22 protein-coding genes are annotated in these 18,240 nt (G+C 62.8%); 17 read left to right on the top strand and 5 right to left on the bottom strand.

Going from position 1 to position 18,240, the window contains the following annotated elements; translation table 11 throughout:
- The first annotated feature begins 5 nt into the window (after window positions 1-5).
- The 11 genes from ACTJK6_RS18005 to ACTJK6_RS17955 all read left to right on the top strand — a co-directional run bounded on the left by ACTJK6_RS18005 (window position 6) and on the right by ACTJK6_RS17955 (window position 8,813).
- Window positions 6-968: a hypothetical protein gene (locus ACTJK6_RS18005; RefSeq protein WP_440477075.1), complete on the top strand. Its 963-nt coding sequence runs from the start codon at window positions 6-8 to the stop codon at window positions 966-968.
- A gap of 49 nt (window positions 969-1,017) precedes the next feature.
- The gene (locus ACTJK6_RS18000) at window positions 1,018-2,109 is read left to right on the top strand and encodes a phage late control D family protein (RefSeq protein WP_440839737.1); all 1,092 of its coding nucleotides are present in this window, start codon (window positions 1,018-1,020) and stop codon (window positions 2,107-2,109) included.
- Window positions 2,106-2,774, top strand: a complete 669-nt coding sequence (locus ACTJK6_RS17995) for a phage baseplate assembly protein V (protein WP_316871864.1) — start codon at window positions 2,106-2,108, stop codon at window positions 2,772-2,774. The genes ACTJK6_RS18000 and ACTJK6_RS17995 overlap by 4 nt, the downstream gene beginning before the upstream one ends.
- On the top strand, window positions 2,771-3,151 hold the full coding sequence (locus ACTJK6_RS17990; RefSeq protein WP_322018597.1) for a phage tail protein: 381 nt from the start codon (window positions 2,771-2,773) through the stop codon (window positions 3,149-3,151). The genes ACTJK6_RS17995 and ACTJK6_RS17990 overlap by 4 nt, the downstream gene beginning before the upstream one ends.
- Complete coding sequence (locus ACTJK6_RS17985; RefSeq protein ID WP_440839736.1) at window positions 3,148-4,287, top strand: baseplate J/gp47 family protein; 1,140 nt, start codon at window positions 3,148-3,150, stop codon at window positions 4,285-4,287. Before ACTJK6_RS17990 ends, ACTJK6_RS17985 begins: the two co-directional genes overlap by 4 nt.
- Window positions 4,287-4,955, top strand: a complete 669-nt coding sequence (locus ACTJK6_RS17980; protein ID WP_316871861.1) for a hypothetical protein — start codon at window positions 4,287-4,289, stop codon at window positions 4,953-4,955. The genes ACTJK6_RS17985 and ACTJK6_RS17980 overlap by 1 nt, the downstream gene beginning before the upstream one ends.
- A 70-nt stretch (window positions 4,956-5,025) precedes the next feature.
- Entirely contained in the window at window positions 5,026-6,696 is a 1,671-nt protein-coding gene (locus tag ACTJK6_RS17975; protein ID WP_440477073.1) for a gp53-like domain-containing protein, read from the top strand.
- A gap of 12 nt (window positions 6,697-6,708) precedes the next feature.
- Entirely contained in the window at window positions 6,709-7,272 is a 564-nt protein-coding gene (locus ACTJK6_RS17970) for a DUF4376 domain-containing protein (RefSeq protein WP_316871859.1), read from the top strand.
- A gap of 62 nt (window positions 7,273-7,334) precedes the next feature.
- Window positions 7,335-7,745 carry a hypothetical protein gene (locus ACTJK6_RS17965; RefSeq protein ID WP_260803273.1) on the top strand — a complete coding sequence of 137 codons (411 nt, stop codon included), beginning with the start codon at window positions 7,335-7,337 and terminating at the stop codon, window positions 7,743-7,745.
- On the top strand, window positions 7,738-8,304 hold the full coding sequence (locus tag ACTJK6_RS17960) for a glycoside hydrolase family 19 protein (protein ID WP_260803272.1): 567 nt from the start codon (window positions 7,738-7,740) through the stop codon (window positions 8,302-8,304). The genes ACTJK6_RS17965 and ACTJK6_RS17960 overlap by 8 nt, the downstream gene beginning before the upstream one ends.
- Window positions 8,301-8,813 (top strand): hypothetical protein, encoded by a 513-nt coding sequence (locus tag ACTJK6_RS17955; protein WP_316871858.1) that lies wholly within the window; start codon window positions 8,301-8,303, stop codon window positions 8,811-8,813. The genes ACTJK6_RS17960 and ACTJK6_RS17955 overlap by 4 nt, the downstream gene beginning before the upstream one ends.
- Before the next feature lie 29 nt (window positions 8,814-8,842).
- Here the strand turns inward: ACTJK6_RS17955 and ACTJK6_RS17950 are convergent, their stop codons facing one another.
- The gene (locus tag ACTJK6_RS17950) at window positions 8,843-9,010 is read right to left on the bottom strand and encodes a DUF6726 family protein (RefSeq protein ID WP_232039061.1); all 168 of its coding nucleotides are present in this window, start codon (window positions 9,008-9,010) and stop codon (window positions 8,843-8,845) included.
- Between the two features lie 420 nt (window positions 9,011-9,430).
- Here ACTJK6_RS17950 and ACTJK6_RS17945 point away from each other — a divergent pair, with 420 nt between their 5' ends.
- The 5 genes from ACTJK6_RS17945 to ACTJK6_RS17925 all read left to right on the top strand — a co-directional run bounded on the left by ACTJK6_RS17945 (window position 9,431) and on the right by ACTJK6_RS17925 (window position 14,108).
- Complete coding sequence (locus ACTJK6_RS17945; protein WP_440839735.1) at window positions 9,431-9,898, top strand: hypothetical protein; 468 nt, start codon at window positions 9,431-9,433, stop codon at window positions 9,896-9,898.
- Between the two features lie 127 nt (window positions 9,899-10,025).
- Entirely contained in the window at window positions 10,026-10,328 is a 303-nt protein-coding gene (locus ACTJK6_RS17940; protein ID WP_316871906.1) for a hypothetical protein, read from the top strand.
- A gap of 87 nt (window positions 10,329-10,415) precedes the next feature.
- Window positions 10,416-11,087 carry a DUF1345 domain-containing protein gene (locus ACTJK6_RS17935; RefSeq protein WP_260803268.1) on the top strand — a complete coding sequence of 224 codons (672 nt, stop codon included), beginning with the start codon at window positions 10,416-10,418 and terminating at the stop codon, window positions 11,085-11,087.
- On the top strand, window positions 11,084-12,121 hold the full coding sequence (locus tag ACTJK6_RS17930) for an AI-2E family transporter (RefSeq protein WP_260803267.1): 1,038 nt from the start codon (window positions 11,084-11,086) through the stop codon (window positions 12,119-12,121). Before ACTJK6_RS17935 ends, ACTJK6_RS17930 begins: the two co-directional genes overlap by 4 nt.
- Window positions 12,122-12,866: 745 nt before the next feature.
- Entirely contained in the window at window positions 12,867-14,108 is a 1,242-nt protein-coding gene (locus ACTJK6_RS17925) for an MFS transporter (protein WP_232039066.1), read from the top strand.
- An 82-nt stretch (window positions 14,109-14,190) separates the two neighbouring features.
- On the opposite strand, the gene ACTJK6_RS17920 is transcribed toward ACTJK6_RS17925, so the two are convergent.
- Together ACTJK6_RS17920 and ACTJK6_RS17915 are read right to left on the bottom strand one after the other, a co-directional pair.
- Window positions 14,191-15,246 (bottom strand): hypothetical protein, encoded by a 1,056-nt coding sequence (locus ACTJK6_RS17920; RefSeq protein WP_414562708.1) that lies wholly within the window; start codon window positions 15,244-15,246, stop codon window positions 14,191-14,193.
- A gap of 180 nt (window positions 15,247-15,426) precedes the next feature.
- Window positions 15,427-16,053 carry a LysE family translocator gene (locus ACTJK6_RS17915; RefSeq protein ID WP_440077896.1) on the bottom strand — a complete coding sequence of 209 codons (627 nt, stop codon included), beginning with the start codon at window positions 16,051-16,053 and terminating at the stop codon, window positions 15,427-15,429.
- 101 nt (window positions 16,054-16,154) lie between these two features.
- Between ACTJK6_RS17915 and ACTJK6_RS17910 the strand changes: the two genes are divergently transcribed.
- Complete coding sequence (locus ACTJK6_RS17910; RefSeq protein WP_440839734.1) at window positions 16,155-17,021, top strand: LysR family transcriptional regulator; 867 nt, start codon at window positions 16,155-16,157, stop codon at window positions 17,019-17,021.
- A 12-nt stretch (window positions 17,022-17,033) separates the two neighbouring features.
- Here ACTJK6_RS17910 and ACTJK6_RS17905 read toward each other — a convergent pair whose 3' ends face one another.
- Both ACTJK6_RS17905 and ACTJK6_RS17900 read right to left on the bottom strand, forming a co-directional pair.
- On the bottom strand, window positions 17,034-17,306 hold the full coding sequence (locus ACTJK6_RS17905) for a hypothetical protein (protein ID WP_440839733.1): 273 nt from the start codon (window positions 17,304-17,306) through the stop codon (window positions 17,034-17,036).
- A 128-nt stretch (window positions 17,307-17,434) separates the two neighbouring features.
- Complete coding sequence (locus ACTJK6_RS17900) at window positions 17,435-18,199, bottom strand: SDR family oxidoreductase (protein WP_232039071.1); 765 nt, start codon at window positions 18,197-18,199, stop codon at window positions 17,435-17,437.
- Window positions 18,200-18,240 lie beyond the last annotated feature (41 nt).

The following is an 18,240-nucleotide window of genomic DNA, read 5'->3' as shown; positions in this document are numbered from 1 at the left end:
TGACCATGCCCGACTTCGCTCTCAAACTCGGAAACTTCCAGTTCAAGGATCTGGAAGTCCCTGAAAGCATCCCGTTTGGCGGGACGCAGAAACTCGCCATGCACGACTTGGTGGGCGGCACGCGCGTGATCGATTCGATGGGGGCGTTCTGCGGACCGGTCGAATGGTCCGGCTGGCTGCTCGGCAAGGATGCGTTGGCGCGCGCGCGGCAGTTGGACGATCTGCGCGAACGTGGCGCCTCGCTGTTGTTGCAGTGGTCCGAGATCTACTACGCCGTCGTCATTCGCGACTTTCGTGCAGATTTTCAGCGCGCTTACAAGATCCCATACAAGATCGTGTGCGAAGTGGCGAGCGATCTGTCGAAATTTGCAGGCAGTGATGCGGGCCAGAGCATTGATCGCCAGATCAAAAGCGATGCCGCTGCAGTGACGGATATGGGCAGCGCGATTGGTGATGGCACGCTGTCTGGTCTGATCGACTCGGCCAACTCGGCCATCGACACCGTGGCGAGCTTTGCCAACGCCGCGCAGTCCACGCTCAGCAACGTGCTGCAGAAGGTGACGGCCGTGCGGGATCGTGCGCAGGCATTGGTGGCGTCAGCCAACAGCGAACTGATGAAGGTGGCAACGCTGGGCGGCATCCTGCCGAACAATCCGGTGGCGCAGCAGGTGGCGAAGCTCAACGGGCAGATCAACTCGGCGCTGAGATTGCCCGTGCTGGTGCAACTGGATCGCGTTGCGGGCCGCATGCAGACGAATATCGCGTCGGTCTACAAGAGCGCCAAGCATGTGGTGACAGCCGGTGGTGATCTGATGAAGCTGGCCGCCAAGGAGTACGACGACGCGATGGCATGGACCAGCCTCGCCAAGGCCAACCCCGAGTTGTTGTGGGACCCCCTGGTGGAAGGCGTCAAGACACTGATGGTGCCGCTCCACAAAGACACGGCCGGTGGTTTGCCGAATCCATAGCGCACCGCTCTCATCAACCGGACAGCCCCGCCACGCGGGGCTTTTTCTTATGAGCCTGAACAAGCTACCCGTGATACCCGATGTGCGGCAGCCACGCACGGTCGTGAAGGTGGGCGGCGAACGTGTGCCCGCGTGTGTGAGCTGGTCGGTCCTGAGCAACTCGTATGAGCAAGCGGACACATTCCAGATCACGCTGGCGGCGAGTGCTCTGCCTCCCGATCGCGATGCGAACTGGTTTTCCAACCAGCTTGCGCTGGACGTTGAAATCTTTGCCGGCTTTCCGCCGAATCCGCTGCAGTACGACGAGACCACGCTCCAAAGCCTCATCTACGGACGTGTGGATAGCGTCGAGCTGGACCCGGTTTCCGCGCAACTCACGCTCAGTGGCCGAGACCTGACTGCGTTGTTCATCGATGCGCAGGTGACGCTGCAGTTTCAGAACATGACGGCATCGCAGGTCGTTGCAAAGCTGGCTGCGGCACACGGCCTGCAAACCGTCGGGCCGGAGACGAAGCGGCTGATCGGCAAGACCTACGCGCACGACAACGTCAGCCTGACCGCGCAACGTACCGAATGGGACCTGCTTGCCGCGTTGGCGCGCGAAGAGGACTTCCTCTGGTACGTGAGTGGCAAGACGCTCTACTTCGCGCCGCGCTTGCAAGGGCCTGCGTTGCCCTACGAGTTGCGATGGGCGCGTGACGAAAACGGCAACCCGGCCGCCAACGTCTCGAGTCTGCAACTGTCGCGCGACCTGACGGTAGCCAAGGGCGTGACGGTGGAGGCGCGTTCGTGGAACCCAAAGCAAGGCAAGAAGTTCACGGCCCGCTACAGCAATGCGCCCGGTGGTGGCAATGGCCAGAAGCCGACGCACACCGTCGAGCGTAACGGACTCGACCAGGCCGGCGTCAAGCGTTTGGCCAAGCAGAAGTTCGACGAGGTCGCGCAGCACGAAATGAAGCTGCGTGCGCGCTTGCCCGCCGACCACTTCCTCACACCAACCGACATCGTCAGCCTGACCGGCACCGGGACGAACTTCGATCAGGACTACCTCATCGACAGCATCACCCGCAGCATGAGCTTGAGCGAAGGCTACGTGATGGAGGTGTCGGCCAAGAACATCAACAAGGACACGAGCCAATGATCCAACAGCTTCGCAACCAGATGGTGCTCGCCGCAATGATGGCGCAGTCCAATCGCGCGGAGAACCGCATGGGCATCGTTACTAGCTACGACCCGGGGACGGCCTCTGCGCGCGTACGTCTCCAACCTGAAGACCCCGCCGACCCAGCGCGCTCGCTGACCGGTTGGATGCCCGTTGCCACTGCCTGGGTCGGCAATGGCTGGGGCATCGATGCGCCGGTCAGCCCGGGCGATCAGGTAGAGGTGCAGTTCGTGGGCGGCGACATCGAGAACGGCGTCATCTGCGCGCGCCTGTTCAGTGATCAGGCACGGCCCACAGGTGCGCAGTCGGGCGAGTTTTTCCTGACACATGCATCGGGCTCCAAGCTGCAGTTCCACAACGACGGCACGGTCACGCTCGTCAGCGCGGGCACGCTCACCAGCCAGGCGCCGCAGTGGAACCACACGGGGCCTGTGCAGATCGACGGCACGCTGGTGGTCATGCAAACCATCACGGGCCAGGCGGGCATGGCCGTGTCGGGCAACAACGGTACGGGCAACTCGATGAGCATCAGCGGCAATACGCAGTTCAGCGGCCAGGTCTCGGCAAATGGCCGCCGGATCGACGATACGCACCGCCATACAGGTGTGCAGCCCGGGTCCGGCAATACAGGGAGCGTGGCATGACGCAGCAACTTTTGAACGATGTGAACCACTGGGTGGGTGGCGACATCACCGTGTCGCCCACCGGCGATCTGGGCCTTGCCAGTGCGGACCTGCGAACGCAGCAACGCATCGTGCGGCGCCTCGTCACCAACCCCGGCGACTACATCTTCCACACCGACTATGGCGCAGGCCTGCCGCAGAAGATCGGCGAGACGCTTGACGTGCCCGCGCTGCGCGGCTTGATCCGTTCGCAAATCCTGCAGGAAGCCGGGGTCGCGCAAGACCCTGAGCCGCAGGTGGACGTGGCCGCCATCACAGGCGGCGTGAGCGTGCGCATCTTGTACAGCAGTGCAGTCACGCGTGAGCCGGTGTCCCTTCAATTCAATGTGAGCAAATGATCGATATGTCCATTCAGACGCAAGACTGGGTGACGCTCGTGCGCAACCAGGTGGCGGCCATCCAGGGCTATGCCAAGGTGCTGGTCGACCTGACCGTCGGATCGGTGCTGCGCGCCGTCGTTGAAGCCAACGCGGCGGTCACAGTGTGGCTGCAAGGGTTGATCCTGCAGGTGCTGGCAATCACCCGGGCGGCAACCTCAAGCGGCGCCGATCTCGATACGTGGATGGCCGATTTCGGTTTGACACGCCTGGCGGCGGTGCCGGCCACGGGCACTGTCACGTTCTCGCGCTTCACTGTCACGCAGCAAGTGCTGGTACCGCTGACCGCCGTGGTACAGACGGGCGATGGCACGCAGCAGTTCAACGTGGTGGGCGATACGACCAACCCTGCCTACAGCGCCACGCTGGGCGGCTACGTGATTGCTGCCGGTACGGCGAGTGTGAACGTGCCGGTGCAAGCTGTGACGCCCGGTGCGGCGGGCAATGCGGTGGCGGGAGCGGTGTCGACGATCGTCGGCGCTATCTCCGGGGTGGACACCGTCAGCAATGCAGTGACGTTCGTGAATGGCGCGGATGCTGAGCCTGACACGGCGTTCCGTTCACGCTTCATTGCTTACGTGGCGAGCCTGTCAAAAGCCACGAAGACGGCCATCGGCTCGGCCATCGCCAGCGTCAAGCAAGGGTTGACGTACGTGATCCTGGAGAACCAGACCTACGCCGGGTTGCCGCAGAACGGCACTTTCATCGTGATCGTGGATGACGGCTCGGGGACGCCCACGTCTACATTGCTCGCCAGCGTGAGCAACGCCGTGGATGCCGTGCGACCAGTGACCAGTACGTTCTACGTGTATGGGCCGGTCGTCGTGAACGCGACGGTCTCCATGAGCATTACCACCGCCGCGGGCTACACGCATCAGACGATCACGGCGCAGGTGCAGGCGGCGTTGCTGAACTACATCAACAGCCTGCCGCTGGGTATGGCGTTGGCGTACTCGCGGCTGGCCCAGGTGGCGTATGACGCGTCGCCCGCGGTGACCAACGTTACCAGCGCACTGCTCAACGGCAGCACTGCAGACTTGCCTGCCACGAGCTTGCAGGTCATCAAGACCACCGCCAACTCGATCACGGTGACGTAATGGCAACCGGTGACCAACAGGACATCATCGCGCGCATCCGCGGTTACCTGCCGCGCTGGTTTGGCGATGTGGCGCAGTCGCCCATCATCAACGGGGTGCTTCAGGGCCTCGCGTACAGCGGCGCATACATCTACAGCCTGTATGCCTATGCGAAACAGCAGACGCGCATCCTGACCGCGTCCGATGGCTGGCTCGACATGATTGCGGCGGATTTTTTCGGCCTGTCGATCAGGCGCAGGACCGGCCAGTCCGACGCATCGTTTCGCGCCAACATCGTCGCCAACCTGTTTCGTGAGCGGGGCACGCGCAACGCGATCATCCGCGTACTGACCGACCTGACCGGACGCGCGCCTACGATCATCGAGCCCAGTCGCCCCGCAGACTGCGGTGCCTACGATGCGCCCAACAGCGGCTACGGCATGGCGGGTGCGTATGGGCAGGTCTCATTGACGTATCAGGCATTTGTGCAGGCGTATCGGCCGCTCGGCAGCGGCATCCCGAACGTGGCCGGCTACAGCATCGTCACCACCGGCTACAGCGCGCCGTCGCAAGGCGAATACGTTGACGCGTCGATGAGCAGCAACAACGTATCAGACGCTGACATCTATGCCGCCATCGAATCGGTACGGCCCGCGGCTTCGATCATCTGGACGCGCATCAGCTCCTAGGTGCGCACACACGCTTTCCTAACCACCGACAGCCCGGCACTACGCCGGGTTTTTCTTTTGGAGAACAGTCTTGGATCGTCAGATTGTCTACAGCGGCCAGGTGCCGCAAACCACAGACCTGCTGAACACGAACAGGCAGACCATGAACGCGCTGGCAAAGCTCTGCGCCGATCTGTTTGGCACGTCCACCGTCATCTCTGGCCTGGGCTGCGCGCCCACCACGCCCGCATCGATGAGCGTGACCATCAACCCGGGGCAGATCTACCAGCTCGCCAATGTGGACGGCACGCCGTACAGCGCGCTGCCGCAAGATACTGCGCACAGCGTCCTGAAGCAGGGCATCCTGATGGACGCGCAGTCCTTCGTCCTCACAACGCCCGCCACATCGGGCTACAGCCAGAACTACCTGATCCAGGCGGCTTACCTTGAGACCGACGTCAACAACGTCGTGCTGCCGTACTACAACAGCGCGAATCCGTCGCAGGCGTTCAACGGGCCGGGCGGCAGCGGCAATGCGCAACCGACCACGCGGGCGGGGCAGGTGTCGTTGCAGCTCGTGGCCGGCACCGCCGCGGCCACCGGCACGCAGACGACGCCTGCAGTCACCGCCGGCTACGTGGGCTTGGCCGTCATCACGGTTGCCAACGGCCAGAGCACGATCACCAGCGCCAGCATCGTCCCGTATCCGAGCGCGCCAACGGCACCGACGGGCGGCTTCCTTGCGGCCATTGGTGAGCGATATTCCAGCATTCAAAACGTCGCCGTATCGAGCACGCTCAGCACGGCGGCGCTCGGCGCACTGGTGAACGTTACGGCCACCGGCCAGACCGTCACGCTGCCGCCCGCAGCCAACTGCCCGAATGGCACCAGTATCTGCGTGACGTACATGCAGGCGAGCGGGTCCACCGCCGTCACGCGCAATGGCACCGACACGCTGTCGTTCGGCCAAGGCAGCAGCGCAAACAGCCTCACGCTCAATCCCGGCGAGGCTGTGCAGTTTGTGTCGAACGGCGTGAATGGGTGGGTCAGCGCCGGCCAGACGTTGACGACGGGGGCGACGCCGGCGCAGTTTGATAGCAGTGGGAAGTTGGCTACGACGGCGTTTGTGAAGAGCGCAGGGCTACAGCTTGGGGACTACGTCGGCTTCAGCGTGAACACCACATTGCCTGTATCTGTCTGCGGAAAAGTGGTCACGGTGGTGGGTAACGGGATCACATTGACATTGCCTCTGCTGTCGTCTGTTTCCGTTGGCTCAACCATCACTTTTCACCCTGGTGGTGCTTCAGGAACCGTCATTCAGCGTCAAGGTGCGGACACCATTTTTGGGCAAGGCGGCAATATCTCGGCTTTTCCCCTGGCTGGTAACGATTCGATAACCTTGCTTGCTTCGACTGTCTGCTGGTTGCCGATTACAGGCTCCGGGCAGGCGCAGTTTTCCTCCCAGTTCGGGTCATCGCTTGGAGGGGCGGGCTATCAGAAGCTGCCAAGCGGATTGATTATTCAGTGGGGAGTCACCAGCTTCCCGGCTAGTGGTACCACGCAGGTTATCAACTACACGCCGCCAATCGCATTCCCCAGTACGTTGTTGTTTGCCTCCGTTAGCAGTATTGAGAATGGCAACAACAACGATGCCCCCGTTCAATGGCGCTCGAGCGGTTCCAGCCGGTCCAACATTCAAATCTATTGCTATTCGACGATCGCGAACTCGACGGGCGCTTCCATTATCGCTTTGGGCTATTAATCTGGAGTTTTCATGACCCAAAAATTCGCAGCATACGACTCCCAAGGCCACATCACCGCCTACTACGACAGCATCGATAGTCCCGTTCCCCCGGGCGTGACCAACGTAATTGAGATTACGCAGGACGAATGGCTTGCCTGTATCAACCAGCCCGGCTACACAGTGGTGAACGGTGCATTGGCCGCACCATTGCCGCCGACGAATGAGGAACTTCTGGCACAAGCGAAAGCGTTGCAAACCACCAAAGCCAGCATCGCCTGCGCCTCGGCCCTCACCGCCGGCTTCCCCTCATCCGCCCTCGGCACAACCCACACCTACCCATCCCAAGACGACGACCAACGCAACCTCCAAAGCGCCGTCAGCGCTGCGATTGTCGCTCCGTCAAACTGGACGACGCCCATCTGGTGTGCCAGCAACGATGCCTGGTCCTTCACCGCGCACACCGCCGCACAAGTCCAGCAAGTCAACGTCGACTGGCTGGCCCACCGCGTCGCTGCGCAGCAGAAGTACGCCGACCTGATCGCAAGGATCAACGCAGCAACGAGCATTGCAGAGGTGCAGGCCATCGACTGGTAAGTACCTCCATCTCAGCAACTGAGCCCGCCTTTGCGCGGGCGTTTTCATTTCCGGGAGACACCATGTCAGAACCCATTACCAGCACCGCCGCAGCGGGGGTTGCGGGTGCGGCGGCCTTCAAGGCGCTTGGCGGGTTCGCAGCCGTGGCCGGCGCTGCGACTGTGCTCGCCACCATTGTCGTCATGGTCATGACGTTGCCGCGCGCGCGCGGGGAGTGGGCCGTTGCGCTCATCTCCACCGTCATCGCCAGCCTGGGCGGTGGCGCCACCGTTATCCAGTACTTCGGGGTGGCGCATTGGATCGGCTCGAGCAACGGCGCCATGGCACTCGGCGGCATCTATTTCGTCTGCGGCCTGCCCGGCTGGGCGTTCGTGCGCTGGGTCTTCAATTTCATTAACAAGCGGCGCGATGCCGACCTCGCCGAGGTCGTCGACGACGTGCGCGAATCCCTGCACAAGGCAAACCATGGCTGAACCGCTTATCACCGCGGCGCAACTGCGCGCCGTCATGCCCAACGCCGGCGGACGCGCCGATGTGTTCGCTCCCATCCTCGCCGACGTTTTGCTCTTCCGGCAGATCAACACGCCCGCCCGCATTGCCGCGTTTCTCGCGCAGGTTGGGCACGAATCCGGGCAACTGCGCTACGTGCGCGAGCTGTGGGGGCCGACGCTGGCGCAGCGCGGCTATGAGGGGCGCGCCGACCTCGGCAATACGCAACCCGGCGACGGCAAGCGCTTTCTTGGCCGTGGCCTTATCCAGATCACCGGTCGCGTCAACTACCGTGCCTGCGGCATCGCATTGGGCCTCGATCTGGAAACGCAGCCCGAGCTGCTAGAGACGCCCGCAAACGCCGCTGCATCGGCCGCGTGGTTCTGGCTGAGCAATGGGCTCAACCGCTTTGCAGATCAGGACACCGACGCCGCATTTGTGCAGCTGACGCGCCGCATCAATGGCGGCACGAATGGCCTCGATGATCGGCGCGCGCTGTGGTCGCGCGCTCGCGCTGTGCTGACTGGAGGCGCCGCGTCATGAGCCTGCTCGACCCACGCTTCTGGGCGTGCACCATCCTGGCGCTGGTGTTCGCGTTCGGCCTTGGCTACGGCGCCGGCGATCTGCATCGGCTTCAGGTCGAGCGATCGCACGCGCTGCAAGCCAAGGTGGCAGTCGCACAAACCGAAACGCGCCAGGCAAATGTCAGCGCGCACGTGGCCGATCAAGCAGCCCAGGCCCAGACGCGCATCCAGACCGTCTTCCGAGACCGCATCCTTTACCGAGACCGTGAGGTACCCCATGAAATCGTTGTGCACGACGATGCTGCTTGCCGTATCCCTAGCCGCTTTGTCGGCATGTGGAACTCCGCCAATCGCGCCGAGCTTCCCTCCGCCGCCGGCCTCCTTGATGAAGCCGCCAGTGGCGTTGTCCTCTCTGACGTTGAAGCCCAGCATGAGCGCGAGGCCGAAGCTTTCCACAGAAACGCCCAGCAACTGAAGGACTTGCAGGATTGGGTGATTCAGCAGAGGGAGGCTGCGAAACCTCAATAGATGTTTGGGCGGGCTGCAGCCAATGATGCTCAATCGATGATGTCGGCGCAGGCGTCGGTGGGCGCGGCCGCCACATGCCCCACCAACGGCACCATCTTCAGGCCCGCCGATGCCACGCGGCATGGCGCGGCCACCACGCCGCAGCCCGAAAGGAGTGCAGCACCAAGCAGGGACACTGCGAGCAGAAGGCGTTTCATCGTCGGTGGGTTTGAAAGAGAATGCCGCGCAGTGTGACACAGAGTCATTCGCCAACCTGTGCGCGTTTGTATCGGGAAATGACAATCTGTGCGGGTCTCGAAACCATGATGCGATGCGTCAGAGCGCAACAATAAAACCCGTTCGAGAGTCGCACAACGCTGGCTTTTGACGAAAAAGTCACATTCTGTATTTGCGCAAATTAGCCCGCCGGCCTTTGGTACAGGCCGCAAAACCACTGTTGATGCGGGTTTTCCCGTAATTTCACATATCGCAACAATAAATTGTCTGTCGCGACATTTATTGTCTGAACAGGCTCGCCTACGATGACTCCATCGAATGCGGCGCCGCAGCGAAAAAGAAGATCCAGGAAATGCCCGGATCACCTGCCCGACGCGCTGCGCCCATCTGGAGAAGACATCATGAAAGCCCAACGTACCCTGATTGCTGCCCTGATCGCCCTGGCAAGTGTGCCGGCCCTGGCAGCAGCCAAGTTTGACGTGTACACGCAAGGTGCCACGCAAGTCAGCCAACGTTTCGACGTGTATTTGGATGGCGCCAAGGCTGGCGACAAGTTCGATCCGTACACGCAAGGCGCCAAGTCCGGCAGCAAGTTTGATCCGTACACCGAAGGTGCACTGGCTCGTGCCGGCAAGTTTGATACGTACACCGAAGGTGCCAAGGCTGGCAGCAAGTTCGACCCGTACACCGAAGGTGCACTGGCTCGTGCCGGCAAGTTTGATACGTACACCGAAGGTGCCAAGGCTGGCAGCAAGTTCGACCCGTACACCGAAGGTGCACTGGCTCGTGCCGGCAAGTTCGATACCTACACCGAAGGTGCCAAGGCCGGTAGCAAGTTCGACCCGTACACCGAAGGCGCCGTGGCCTGAGCCTGGTTCGTCCCGCAAAAGCGCCCGCACACAGCGGGCGTTTTTGTTTGCGTCACCGGGAAGCGCGATGATTGCGAACCGAGTTGCCATTGCGGCGTCTTACTCTCATCGCAACCAGGAAGCCATGATGATTCGTTTCCGTCGTCCGACCCGCTCCCTCCTGTGCCCTACGCTGGCCGCGGCTGCCATGCTGGCTGGCTGTGCGACCGTCACGCCGGGCCCATTCCAGATCACCGTGCGTGATGCCGATGACACGGTGCTGGAGCAATTCCAGTTCCAGGCCGGCTCGCAGGGGTCGCTTGAGACCGCCATGATCGGCATGTGCCGCGTGTATCCGGAAGCCACCGTCATCGCAGAGCAGCTCTCAACGCACGAGCGCCTGCAGGAGCGCTGCAAGCGCTCGTTTGCTTCAATGCTCTCTCTGTCCTGATGCTGCGCTGAAGCGGCTACCATGTCGCCTCATCGGCTGGCGTTGCCGGCCTTGTGTGAACACCCCCATCACGCACCTGAGGCGCACGTGAACCCGCAAGACAAGTCCTCCGAGATCTCCCAGGTTTCCCGCTTTGCAGCGACACGGCCGCGGCTGCTGTCGGCGTTTGCGTTGGGCGCTGTAGCGGTCGCTGTTGTGCCAGCGCATGGGTGGCTTGCGCGTCTGCTGCTCGGCTGGGACATCGCCGTGTGGGCGTACCTCATCCTGATCACGTTGATGATGCTGGGCGCAGATCCACGCCGCATCCGCGCCGTCGCCCGCCGCGAAGACGAGCGCGCCTCGGCCGTGCTGGCAGTGGTCTGCTTGGGGGTGGTGGCCAGCATGGTGGCCATTGCGTTTGAACTCGCGACGGCCAAGTCGGCGGGGCATGCGCAGTCGTCGCACTACCTGTTCACCGGTATCACGGTGCTGGGCGCGTGGCTCATGGTGCCGATGATGTTCACGGTGCACTACGCGCATCTGTATTACCGTGCGTCCCACGAGCCGCCATTGCGGTTTCCCGACGACCAGATCGAGCCCGATTACTGGGATTTCCTCTACTTCTCCTTTACGATCGCGGTCGCCAGCCAGACGGCCGATATCAGCATTCGTTCGCGTGCGATGCGGCGGGCGGTGCTGGGGCAATCGCTGCTGTCGTTCTTCTTCAATACGAGCATCCTCGCGCTCTCCATCAACATTGCTGCCGGCCTGTTTTCATGACGATGCTGCCTCCCGAGCTTCCCTCCAGCGCACCCGCTCGCTCCATCAACGCTGTCAGCTACGTGCTGGTTGCGGCGATGATTGCTGCCGTGCTGTGGCTGCACCTCTTGCCGGCCGCCATTGCCGGCTTTCTTGTCTATGCATTGGCGCGCAAGCTGGAGGCGCGCTTGCGCGAGCGCAGCAGGCTGTCCCAGCGCGCGAAGTCGATTGCCGTGATCTGCGTGTCCGTCATTGCCGCCCTTATTCTGGCTGGCCTCGGCACCGGGATCGGCCGCCTGGTCGAGCATGGGCATGGGTTGGAAGGGATGCTCACGCACATTGCCGACGTGCTCGACAACGTTCGGGAATCGTTGCCGGCGGCGGTGGTCAATTACGTTCCGCAATCGGTGACCGAGCTGCGTGTGCAGCTTGTGCAGATGATCAAGGAGCATGGCCACCAGGTGTCGACTCTCGGTATCGACGGGTTGCGTGCCAGCGCATTGATGCTGGTCGGGCTGATCCTGGGGGCGATGGTGGCGTGGTCGGATACGCTTGACCCCGAGCACCACAAGCCGCTGGCCGCAGCACTGGTGAACCGGCTGAGCCGGTTGACCGATGCGTTCGAAGCCGTGGTGTTTGCCCAGGTGAAAATCTCGGCGCTCAACACGGCGCTCGCCGCCATCTACCTGCTGGGTGCGCTGCCGCTGTTCGGCCAGCACGTGCCGTATTCCAAATCGCTGATCCTGCTGACCTTTGTGGCAGGGCTGATTCCGGTGGCGGGCAATCTCATCTCCAACACGGCCATCGTGGTGATGAGCGTGACCGCATCGTTGGAGCTGGCGGTGGCATCGCTCATCTTTCTGGTGGTGGTGCACAAGCTGGAATACTTCGTGAACGCGCGCATCATCGGCAGCCGCATCGATGCGCGCGCGTGGGAGCTGATCCTCGCGCTGATCGTGATGGAGGCGTTGTTTGGTTTGGGTGGCGTGATTGCCGCGCCCGTGGTGTACGCCTATATGAAGCGCGAGCTGACGGACGCCGAGCTGATCGGCTGAAACATCTATCGCTTGGGTTGAGGTGCGGGGTGACCCGCCAGCGCCCCCGCGCTGACGGCATCGGCAGAAAAGAGCGCGCCCTACGGGACGAGGGGCGCGCAATAACTCGCTGACCGAGAGACGTCAGCGAGCCGAGGGTCGGTACACGGGAACGAAGCGGGCGGCGGGCGCGTGGCGTTGCCGGTGACATCCACGGCTTCGGACGTGACGAAGCAGCAGACGACCCGGTCGTCGAGCAGGGCCTGATAGAAAAGGTCTCCCATCGCGCGGCATAGCGTTCCCGTTAGCAGGATCATCATGGCTCCCCTCCCATGTTGGCCGATGTGCGGCATCTCGATGCTGGTCATCGGTTCGGTTTGCGGATCGTTGTGCGTGTGAAATTGCTTGCGCAGCGGGTTCCGTCAGGCTGTCGGCACTGGCGCCTTGCGCTTGCTTCTGGCGTCGTTCTGCAGTCCATGCTGGCGAGTATAGAAAGCGTCTCCTGAGCGGCCATGCTCCGAACGGAGTAGCCCCGGGCGAGAAAACGGCTAACACGTTAGCTACCTGCCAGGGCAAGCTGGGCAAGGGTTTGCGGGAAGAGGGGCGGTGTTTTGGTGGAAATGGCGCCGCGCGGGCTGACGCTTCTGCCCCGACAGTAATTTGTCCGGTTTGCGTTAATCGTTGTCGAATTTGCGGTAACACGCCTGCACCGTTTAGGCGCAAGATTGAGCGCTTCCTTGCCTCATCCTCGTGACCTCAAACCATCATGCAAACCACCGCAAACGGCACGGCCGCTGCATCGGCAGCCCCCGCCGCGCAGGCCGACAAGACCGGCTTTGGCGTGATCGGCGCCATCAGCTTCGCGCACTTCCTCAACGACATGATGCAGTCGTTGATCCTGGCGATCTATCCGCTGCTCAAGGGCAACTTCCACCTCGATTTTTCGCAGATCGGGCTGATCACGCTCACGTACCAGATCACGGCGTCGCTGCTGCAGCCGATGGTCGGGCTGTATACCGACAAGCATCCGAAGCCGTATTCGCTGTCGGTGGGCATGGGCTTTACGCTGGTGGGGCTGGTGCTGCTGTCGGTGGCGCCCAACTTTGGCACGGTGCTGCTGGCGGCGGCGCTGGTGGGCACCGGCTCGTCGATCTTCCATCCGGAATCGTCGCGCGTGGCGCGTATGGCCTCGGGTGGCCGTCATGGGCTGGCGCAATCGCTGTTCCAGGTGGGCGGCAATGTGGGCAGCGCGATGGGGCCGCTGCTCGCGGCAATCATCATCATGCCGTATGGGCAGCACAGCCTGGCATGGTTTTCGATTGCTGCGCTGATCGCTATCTTCGTGCTTTACCACGTAGGCGGCTGGTACAAGCGTGAACGTGCCGCGGGCCATGGTCGCAAGGCGGGTGGCCGAGCGCATGCCGCGGTCAAGCTGTCGGGCAAGCAGGTGGCGTTTGCGATGACGCTGCTGGTTGTGCTGCTGTTCTCCAAGTACTTCTACCTGGCGAGCCTGAACAGCTATTACACGTTTTTCCTGATCACCAAGTTCCACTTGTCGGCGCAGACGTCGCAGCTGTTCCTGTTCCTCTTCCTGTTCTCGGTGGCGGTGGGCACGATCGTGGGCGGGCCGATTGGTGATCGGGTGGGCCGCAAGGTCGTGATCTGGGTGTCGATCCTTGGCGTGGCGCCCTTTACGCTGCTGCTGCCGTACGCCAACCTGTTCTGGACCGCCGTGCTGACGGTGATCATCGGGCTGGTGCTGGCCTCGGCGTTCTCGGCCATCCTCGTATATGCGCAGGAGCTGATTCCCGGCAAGGTCGGGATGGTGTCGGGCCTGTTCTTCGGGTTTGCGTTCGGCCTGGGTGGCATTGGCGCCGCGGTGCTCGGCAAGCTGGCCGATGCGACCGACATCTACAACGTCTACCACCTCTGTTCGTTCCTGCCGCTTATCGGCTTGTTGACGGTGTTCCTGCCGGATATCGAACGCAAGCGCCAGCAGGCGGCGTAACGCGACCCACACCACTTACAGATGCAGCGCGGCGGACGTCCCCTCCCGGAAGATCCGCCGCTTTGCTTTCTGCCTTTGGGCGTTACTTCTCGACGGCGTGGGTCGGGCCCGGCCACACGCCCGTCATCTCGATCTCGCGCCGGCCGGTCAGCCACTGGCCGAGCGGGTTGGGCCAGCGGAACGAATAGTTGTCGCTGTTCACGACGCCCTGGAATTTCACGTCGACCTGGATATCGGTGGCGTTGAGCGGGATGTTCGCGACCGTCTTGGAGATACCGCCGCTGAGCGAGAACTCATCGCTGCGCGGGCCCTGCGGCGTGTTGTAGCGCAGCTTGATATGCGTGACGTAGGTGCAGCCCGGCTTGTTGTTGAAGTAGATCTCGAAGCCGCCCAGGCGCGTGATCCAGTTCGGGATCAGCAGGTTGCCGTCGAACGACGCAAACGTGTAGGCGACCGGAATGGGCGCCGGCGCCTGCTTGCCCGGCTCGAACGGCCACAGGTGCTGGTCGACGCTCTTGGTCTGGTTGACCGACACGAACGATCCCTTACCCGTCGCGCTGCCGAGCATGTCATGCACGGCACCCGCCGAGCCCGTGATCGAGAACGACGAGTTGTTGTCTTGCGACCCCACGTTCAGCCCGCTGTTGGCCAGGATCACACTGGTCACCACACCGAAGCCCTGCGCAATGTTGCCGCCCGAGCCCATGCTCACGGACTGCGCCTGCTCGGCCAGCCACTTGATCGTGTCGGGCCGCGTGAGCTGCGTGAGGTCGTTGATGTACGACTCCGAGGCAATGCCGAACTCCGAGGCAATCGACCCGACGGACGAGAACTCCCATTTCACTTCGACGCCGGCGTTGATCTTGGTGCCGCTCTCAGGATCGGTGGCCGAGCCATCGAGTTTGACGTTGGTCTCGGTGCGGTGGACGTTGTTGGTCGACAGCTTCCATTGATTCGGTACGGTGCGCGTGTTGATGGCCACGCCCGGCGTTTCTGGCTTGACGGGCGTGAAGTCGCCGGTGTCGGGCGACACAAAACCCACGGCGCCGGGTTTGATTGTGGGCGCGAGCGTCCAGTTGCCCCAGTAAGCTGCGCGGCCGTTGCGGATGAGGTCGGTGAAGGCGCGATTCCATTGCATGGTTGCACTCCAGGTGTGAGGTTGTGCTGCGAGTCAGGTTTGCGCGGTGGCCTTCATCGCCGCGTGGCGACGGGCAGGGCGCGAGGGCACTGTCTCAAACGGGCTGGCGCCTGTTAATGCAGCAGAAGACCTGGGACGGACGGCATGGATACAGGCATGGGAAGGCCGCCGTGCATGACATCACGCAAGCCGCGCGAGTCCCAGCGCCAATCCCAACCCGATCAGGATCACGCCAATCACACGGTCCACGATGCGCTGCCGTGCCAGCAGCGAACGTCGCAACGTACCTGACGCAAACACCGTTGCCACCAATGCAAACCACGCCGCATGCGCTGCTGACATGAACACGCCGTAGCCGAACTGCGCGACCAGCGGTGTGCCCGCGTGAACGACCTGCGTGTACGTGCTGACCACGAACAGCGTCGTTTTGGGATTGAGCGCATTGGTAAGAAAGCCCATGCGCAGTGCGGCGAGGGTCGATAGCGTCGGCGTGCCGACGCCGTGGGCGCTTGCCTCACTGCTGGCCAACGCCTTGTCCGACAGCGTCCTCCAGCCAATCCACACCAAGTACGCCGCGCCTACCAGCTTGATGCCGTGCAGAAGCGCGGGAGCATGCGCAATCAGCAGCCCGACGCCAAACATTGTGTAGAACACGTGCACCTGCACGCCCAGCGCAATGCCCAGTGCGCAGAGCGCGCCTGCGCGCCGCCCATGCAGCAGGCTGTTGCGCGTGACCATGGCAAAGTCCGCGCCCGGACTGATGACGGCCAGGATGGTGATGACGGCAACAGCAAGGAGTTCGGTCATGTCGAGCGCAATTGCAAAGTGAGGATGCGCCGATTCTGGAGGCCTCCGCCATCGCTGAAAATCGATTTATGATGCCGTTTTTCAGTGAGAAAAACTGACAGATGGCGCTGCCTCCACTCAATACCTTGCGCGTGTTTGAAGCCGCCGCCCGACATGGCAGCTTCGTGCGCGCGGCGCAGGAATTGCACGTGACACATGGTGCGGTCAGCCGCCAGATACGGCAGTTGGAAGCATCTTTGGGGGTGGAGCTGTTCGAGCGGCGCAACCGGGCAGTCTTCTTGACGCCGTCGGGCGAACAGTTGCGGCTCGCTGCTACCGATGCGTTCTCTATTCTCACGGATAGCATCGACCGGATTGCGCGCCGGGCAACGTCATCGGCGCTGGTGGTGTCATGCGAACCGACGCTGGCGATGCGGTGGTTGATCCCGCGGCTGTCGCGCTTTCAGGCCCGGCATCCGGCCATCCAGGTGCATCTGTTTGCCGCGGGCGGCCCAATCGATTTCGCACGCACCGGTGTGGACGTGGCAGTGCGCCGTGATGACTTTGCATGGCCCGCGCACGTGCATGCAGCGCCCATTTGCGATGAGTGGATCGGCCCGGTGCACGCTCCGCAAGCGGATATCGCCGCGCGCCGGCGACTGCTGCATACCGCCACGCGCCCCGATGCTTGGCAGGCGTGGTGGCGGGCCAGCAGCACGGCGCGGCCGCGTGGCCGGTTACCCGAGGGGCGCTACGAACATTTCTATCTGAGCTTGCAGGCGGCCCTGGCGGGGCAGGGCACCGCCATCGCATCAAAGCTGATGGCCATTGATGACCTGAAAGATGGGCGGCTGATTGCGCCCGAAGGGTTCCGGCGTGATGGCTCGCGCTATTACCTGCTGGCCGATGCGCCTATTGCGGCCGATAGCGCGGCCGGCACGTGGCTGGCCTGGTTGCGCGAAGAAACGGCCGCCACGCTTGCTGACTAACGCACGCCAGCCTTACGCCGCCGCGTGCCCGCCGCCCAGGATGCCGCGAATGGTAGCCAGATAGGCCTCGCCAACGGCCCGGTTGAGCGGTCGCGCACGCGGTGTCGCCCGCTTGCGCGGCGGCGGCGTCAGGCCCAGGGTACGGCAGACTCCCGACGCATAGGGCCGCCCGCGCACATCCATGCGCAACACGACTTCGTTCAGCGCCTGTTCACCCAGGCGCTCGCGCAGCCAGAGCACCGTCTGGCGGTCGTACTCGTTTTCGATGCGGATCAGATCGTCCATGGTGAATGCTGTATAAATTTACAGTTACTGTAAATATATACAGGTATTCACAGATTTCAAGGACGATGTTGCGGCCGCGCCGCACTAGTGTGACAGGCGGCTCAGCCGATGCGGTAAGCGCCCCATTGTCAGACCGTCATGCCGCCATCGACGACGATGCACTCGCCGTTGGTGTAGCTCGCTGCATCTGACACGAGGTAAAGCACCGTGCCGGCCATCTCGCGCGGCTCGGCGTGGCGGCGCATCGGGATCTCGCTGATCCAGCGGTCGTACGTAGCCTTGTCTTCGAACAGGGCGCCCGCGAACTTGGTCTTGGTCAGCCCCGGCAGCAGCGCGTTCACGCGAATGCCGAAGGGCCCGCATTCCTTGGCGAACGCGCGCGTCATGTGGGCCACGGCGGCCTTGGTGATGGAGTAGATGCCCTGCTTGTCGCCCGGGTGCAGCGCATTGACCGACGCCGTATTGACGATCGCGCCGCCGCCCTGCGCCTTCATCATCTTGCCGGCTTCGACCGACATGAAGAAGTAGCCGCGGATGTTCACCTCCACGGTCTTCTCGTAGGCCGCCAGATCCGTGTCGAGGATGTGGCCGAAGTGCGGGTTTGCCGCCGCGTTGTTGATGAGAATGTCTAGCCGGCCGTGCGTGCGGCGGATGGTGTCGAACGCCGCCGCAATGTCTTCCATGCGCCCGACGTGGCAGGCGAGGGCTTCAGCTTTGCCGCCGGCTTCGCGGATGCGTTCGGCCACGACCTCGCAGTCGCCCAGCTTGCGGCTCGACACGATCACGTGCGCGCCTTGTTCTGCCAGCAGCTTGGCAATCTCCTCGCCAATGCCGCGGCTGGCGCCGGTGACCAGGGCGATCTTTCCGGTCAGGTCGAACAGGTTCGTGCTCATGGTGTGCTCCTCCAATGGTTTTGTGTTTTGGTCGGCCGCCA

Source organism: Ralstonia sp. 22086 (assembly GCF_052045975.1).
GTDB classification, from domain to species: Bacteria; Pseudomonadota; Gammaproteobacteria; order Burkholderiales; family Burkholderiaceae; genus Ralstonia; species Ralstonia wenshanensis.
Note: the sequence above shows the minus strand (reverse complement) of the source record. Positions and strands in the feature narration are given on the sequence as shown.

What these genes read in the sequence shown, in the direction of transcription:
- ACTJK6_RS18005 (WP_440477075.1), top strand. Translation starts at nt 6, where the DNA reads ATGCCCGACTTCGCTCTCAAACTCGGAAACTTCCAGTTCAAGGATCTG.
- ACTJK6_RS18000 (WP_440839737.1), top strand. Translation starts at nt 1,018, where the DNA reads ATGAGCCTGAACAAGCTACCCGTGATACCCGATGTGCGGCAGCCACGC.
- ACTJK6_RS17995 (WP_316871864.1), top strand. Translation starts at nt 2,106, where the DNA reads ATGATCCAACAGCTTCGCAACCAGATGGTGCTCGCCGCAATGATGGCG.
- ACTJK6_RS17990 (WP_322018597.1), top strand. Translation starts at nt 2,771, where the DNA reads ATGACGCAGCAACTTTTGAACGATGTGAACCACTGGGTGGGTGGCGAC.
- ACTJK6_RS17985 (WP_440839736.1), top strand. Translation starts at nt 3,148, where the DNA reads ATGATCGATATGTCCATTCAGACGCAAGACTGGGTGACGCTCGTGCGC.
- ACTJK6_RS17980 (WP_316871861.1), top strand. Translation starts at nt 4,287, where the DNA reads ATGGCAACCGGTGACCAACAGGACATCATCGCGCGCATCCGCGGTTAC.
- ACTJK6_RS17970 (WP_316871859.1), top strand. Translation starts at nt 6,709, where the DNA reads ATGACCCAAAAATTCGCAGCATACGACTCCCAAGGCCACATCACCGCC.
- ACTJK6_RS17965 (WP_260803273.1), top strand. Translation starts at nt 7,335, where the DNA reads ATGTCAGAACCCATTACCAGCACCGCCGCAGCGGGGGTTGCGGGTGCG.
- ACTJK6_RS17960 (WP_260803272.1), top strand. Translation starts at nt 7,738, where the DNA reads ATGGCTGAACCGCTTATCACCGCGGCGCAACTGCGCGCCGTCATGCCC.
- ACTJK6_RS17955 (WP_316871858.1), top strand. Translation starts at nt 8,301, where the DNA reads ATGAGCCTGCTCGACCCACGCTTCTGGGCGTGCACCATCCTGGCGCTG.
- ACTJK6_RS17950 (WP_232039061.1), bottom strand. Translation starts at nt 9,010, where the DNA reads ATGAAACGCCTTCTGCTCGCAGTGTCCCTGCTTGGTGCTGCACTCCTT.
- ACTJK6_RS17945 (WP_440839735.1), top strand. Translation starts at nt 9,431, where the DNA reads ATGAAAGCCCAACGTACCCTGATTGCTGCCCTGATCGCCCTGGCAAGT.
- ACTJK6_RS17940 (WP_316871906.1), top strand. Translation starts at nt 10,026, where the DNA reads ATGATTCGTTTCCGTCGTCCGACCCGCTCCCTCCTGTGCCCTACGCTG.
- ACTJK6_RS17930 (WP_260803267.1), top strand. Translation starts at nt 11,084, where the DNA reads ATGACGATGCTGCCTCCCGAGCTTCCCTCCAGCGCACCCGCTCGCTCC.
- ACTJK6_RS17925 (WP_232039066.1), top strand. Translation starts at nt 12,867, where the DNA reads ATGCAAACCACCGCAAACGGCACGGCCGCTGCATCGGCAGCCCCCGCC.
- ACTJK6_RS17920 (WP_414562708.1), bottom strand. Translation starts at nt 15,246, where the DNA reads ATGCAATGGAATCGCGCCTTCACCGACCTCATCCGCAACGGCCGCGCA.
- ACTJK6_RS17915 (WP_440077896.1), bottom strand. Translation starts at nt 16,053, where the DNA reads ATGACCGAACTCCTTGCTGTTGCCGTCATCACCATCCTGGCCGTCATC.
- ACTJK6_RS17910 (WP_440839734.1), top strand. Translation starts at nt 16,155, where the DNA reads ATGGCGCTGCCTCCACTCAATACCTTGCGCGTGTTTGAAGCCGCCGCC.
- ACTJK6_RS17905 (WP_440839733.1), bottom strand. Translation starts at nt 17,306, where the DNA reads ATGGACGATCTGATCCGCATCGAAAACGAGTACGACCGCCAGACGGTG.
- ACTJK6_RS17900 (WP_232039071.1), bottom strand. Translation starts at nt 18,199, where the DNA reads ATGAGCACGAACCTGTTCGACCTGACCGGAAAGATCGCCCTGGTCACC.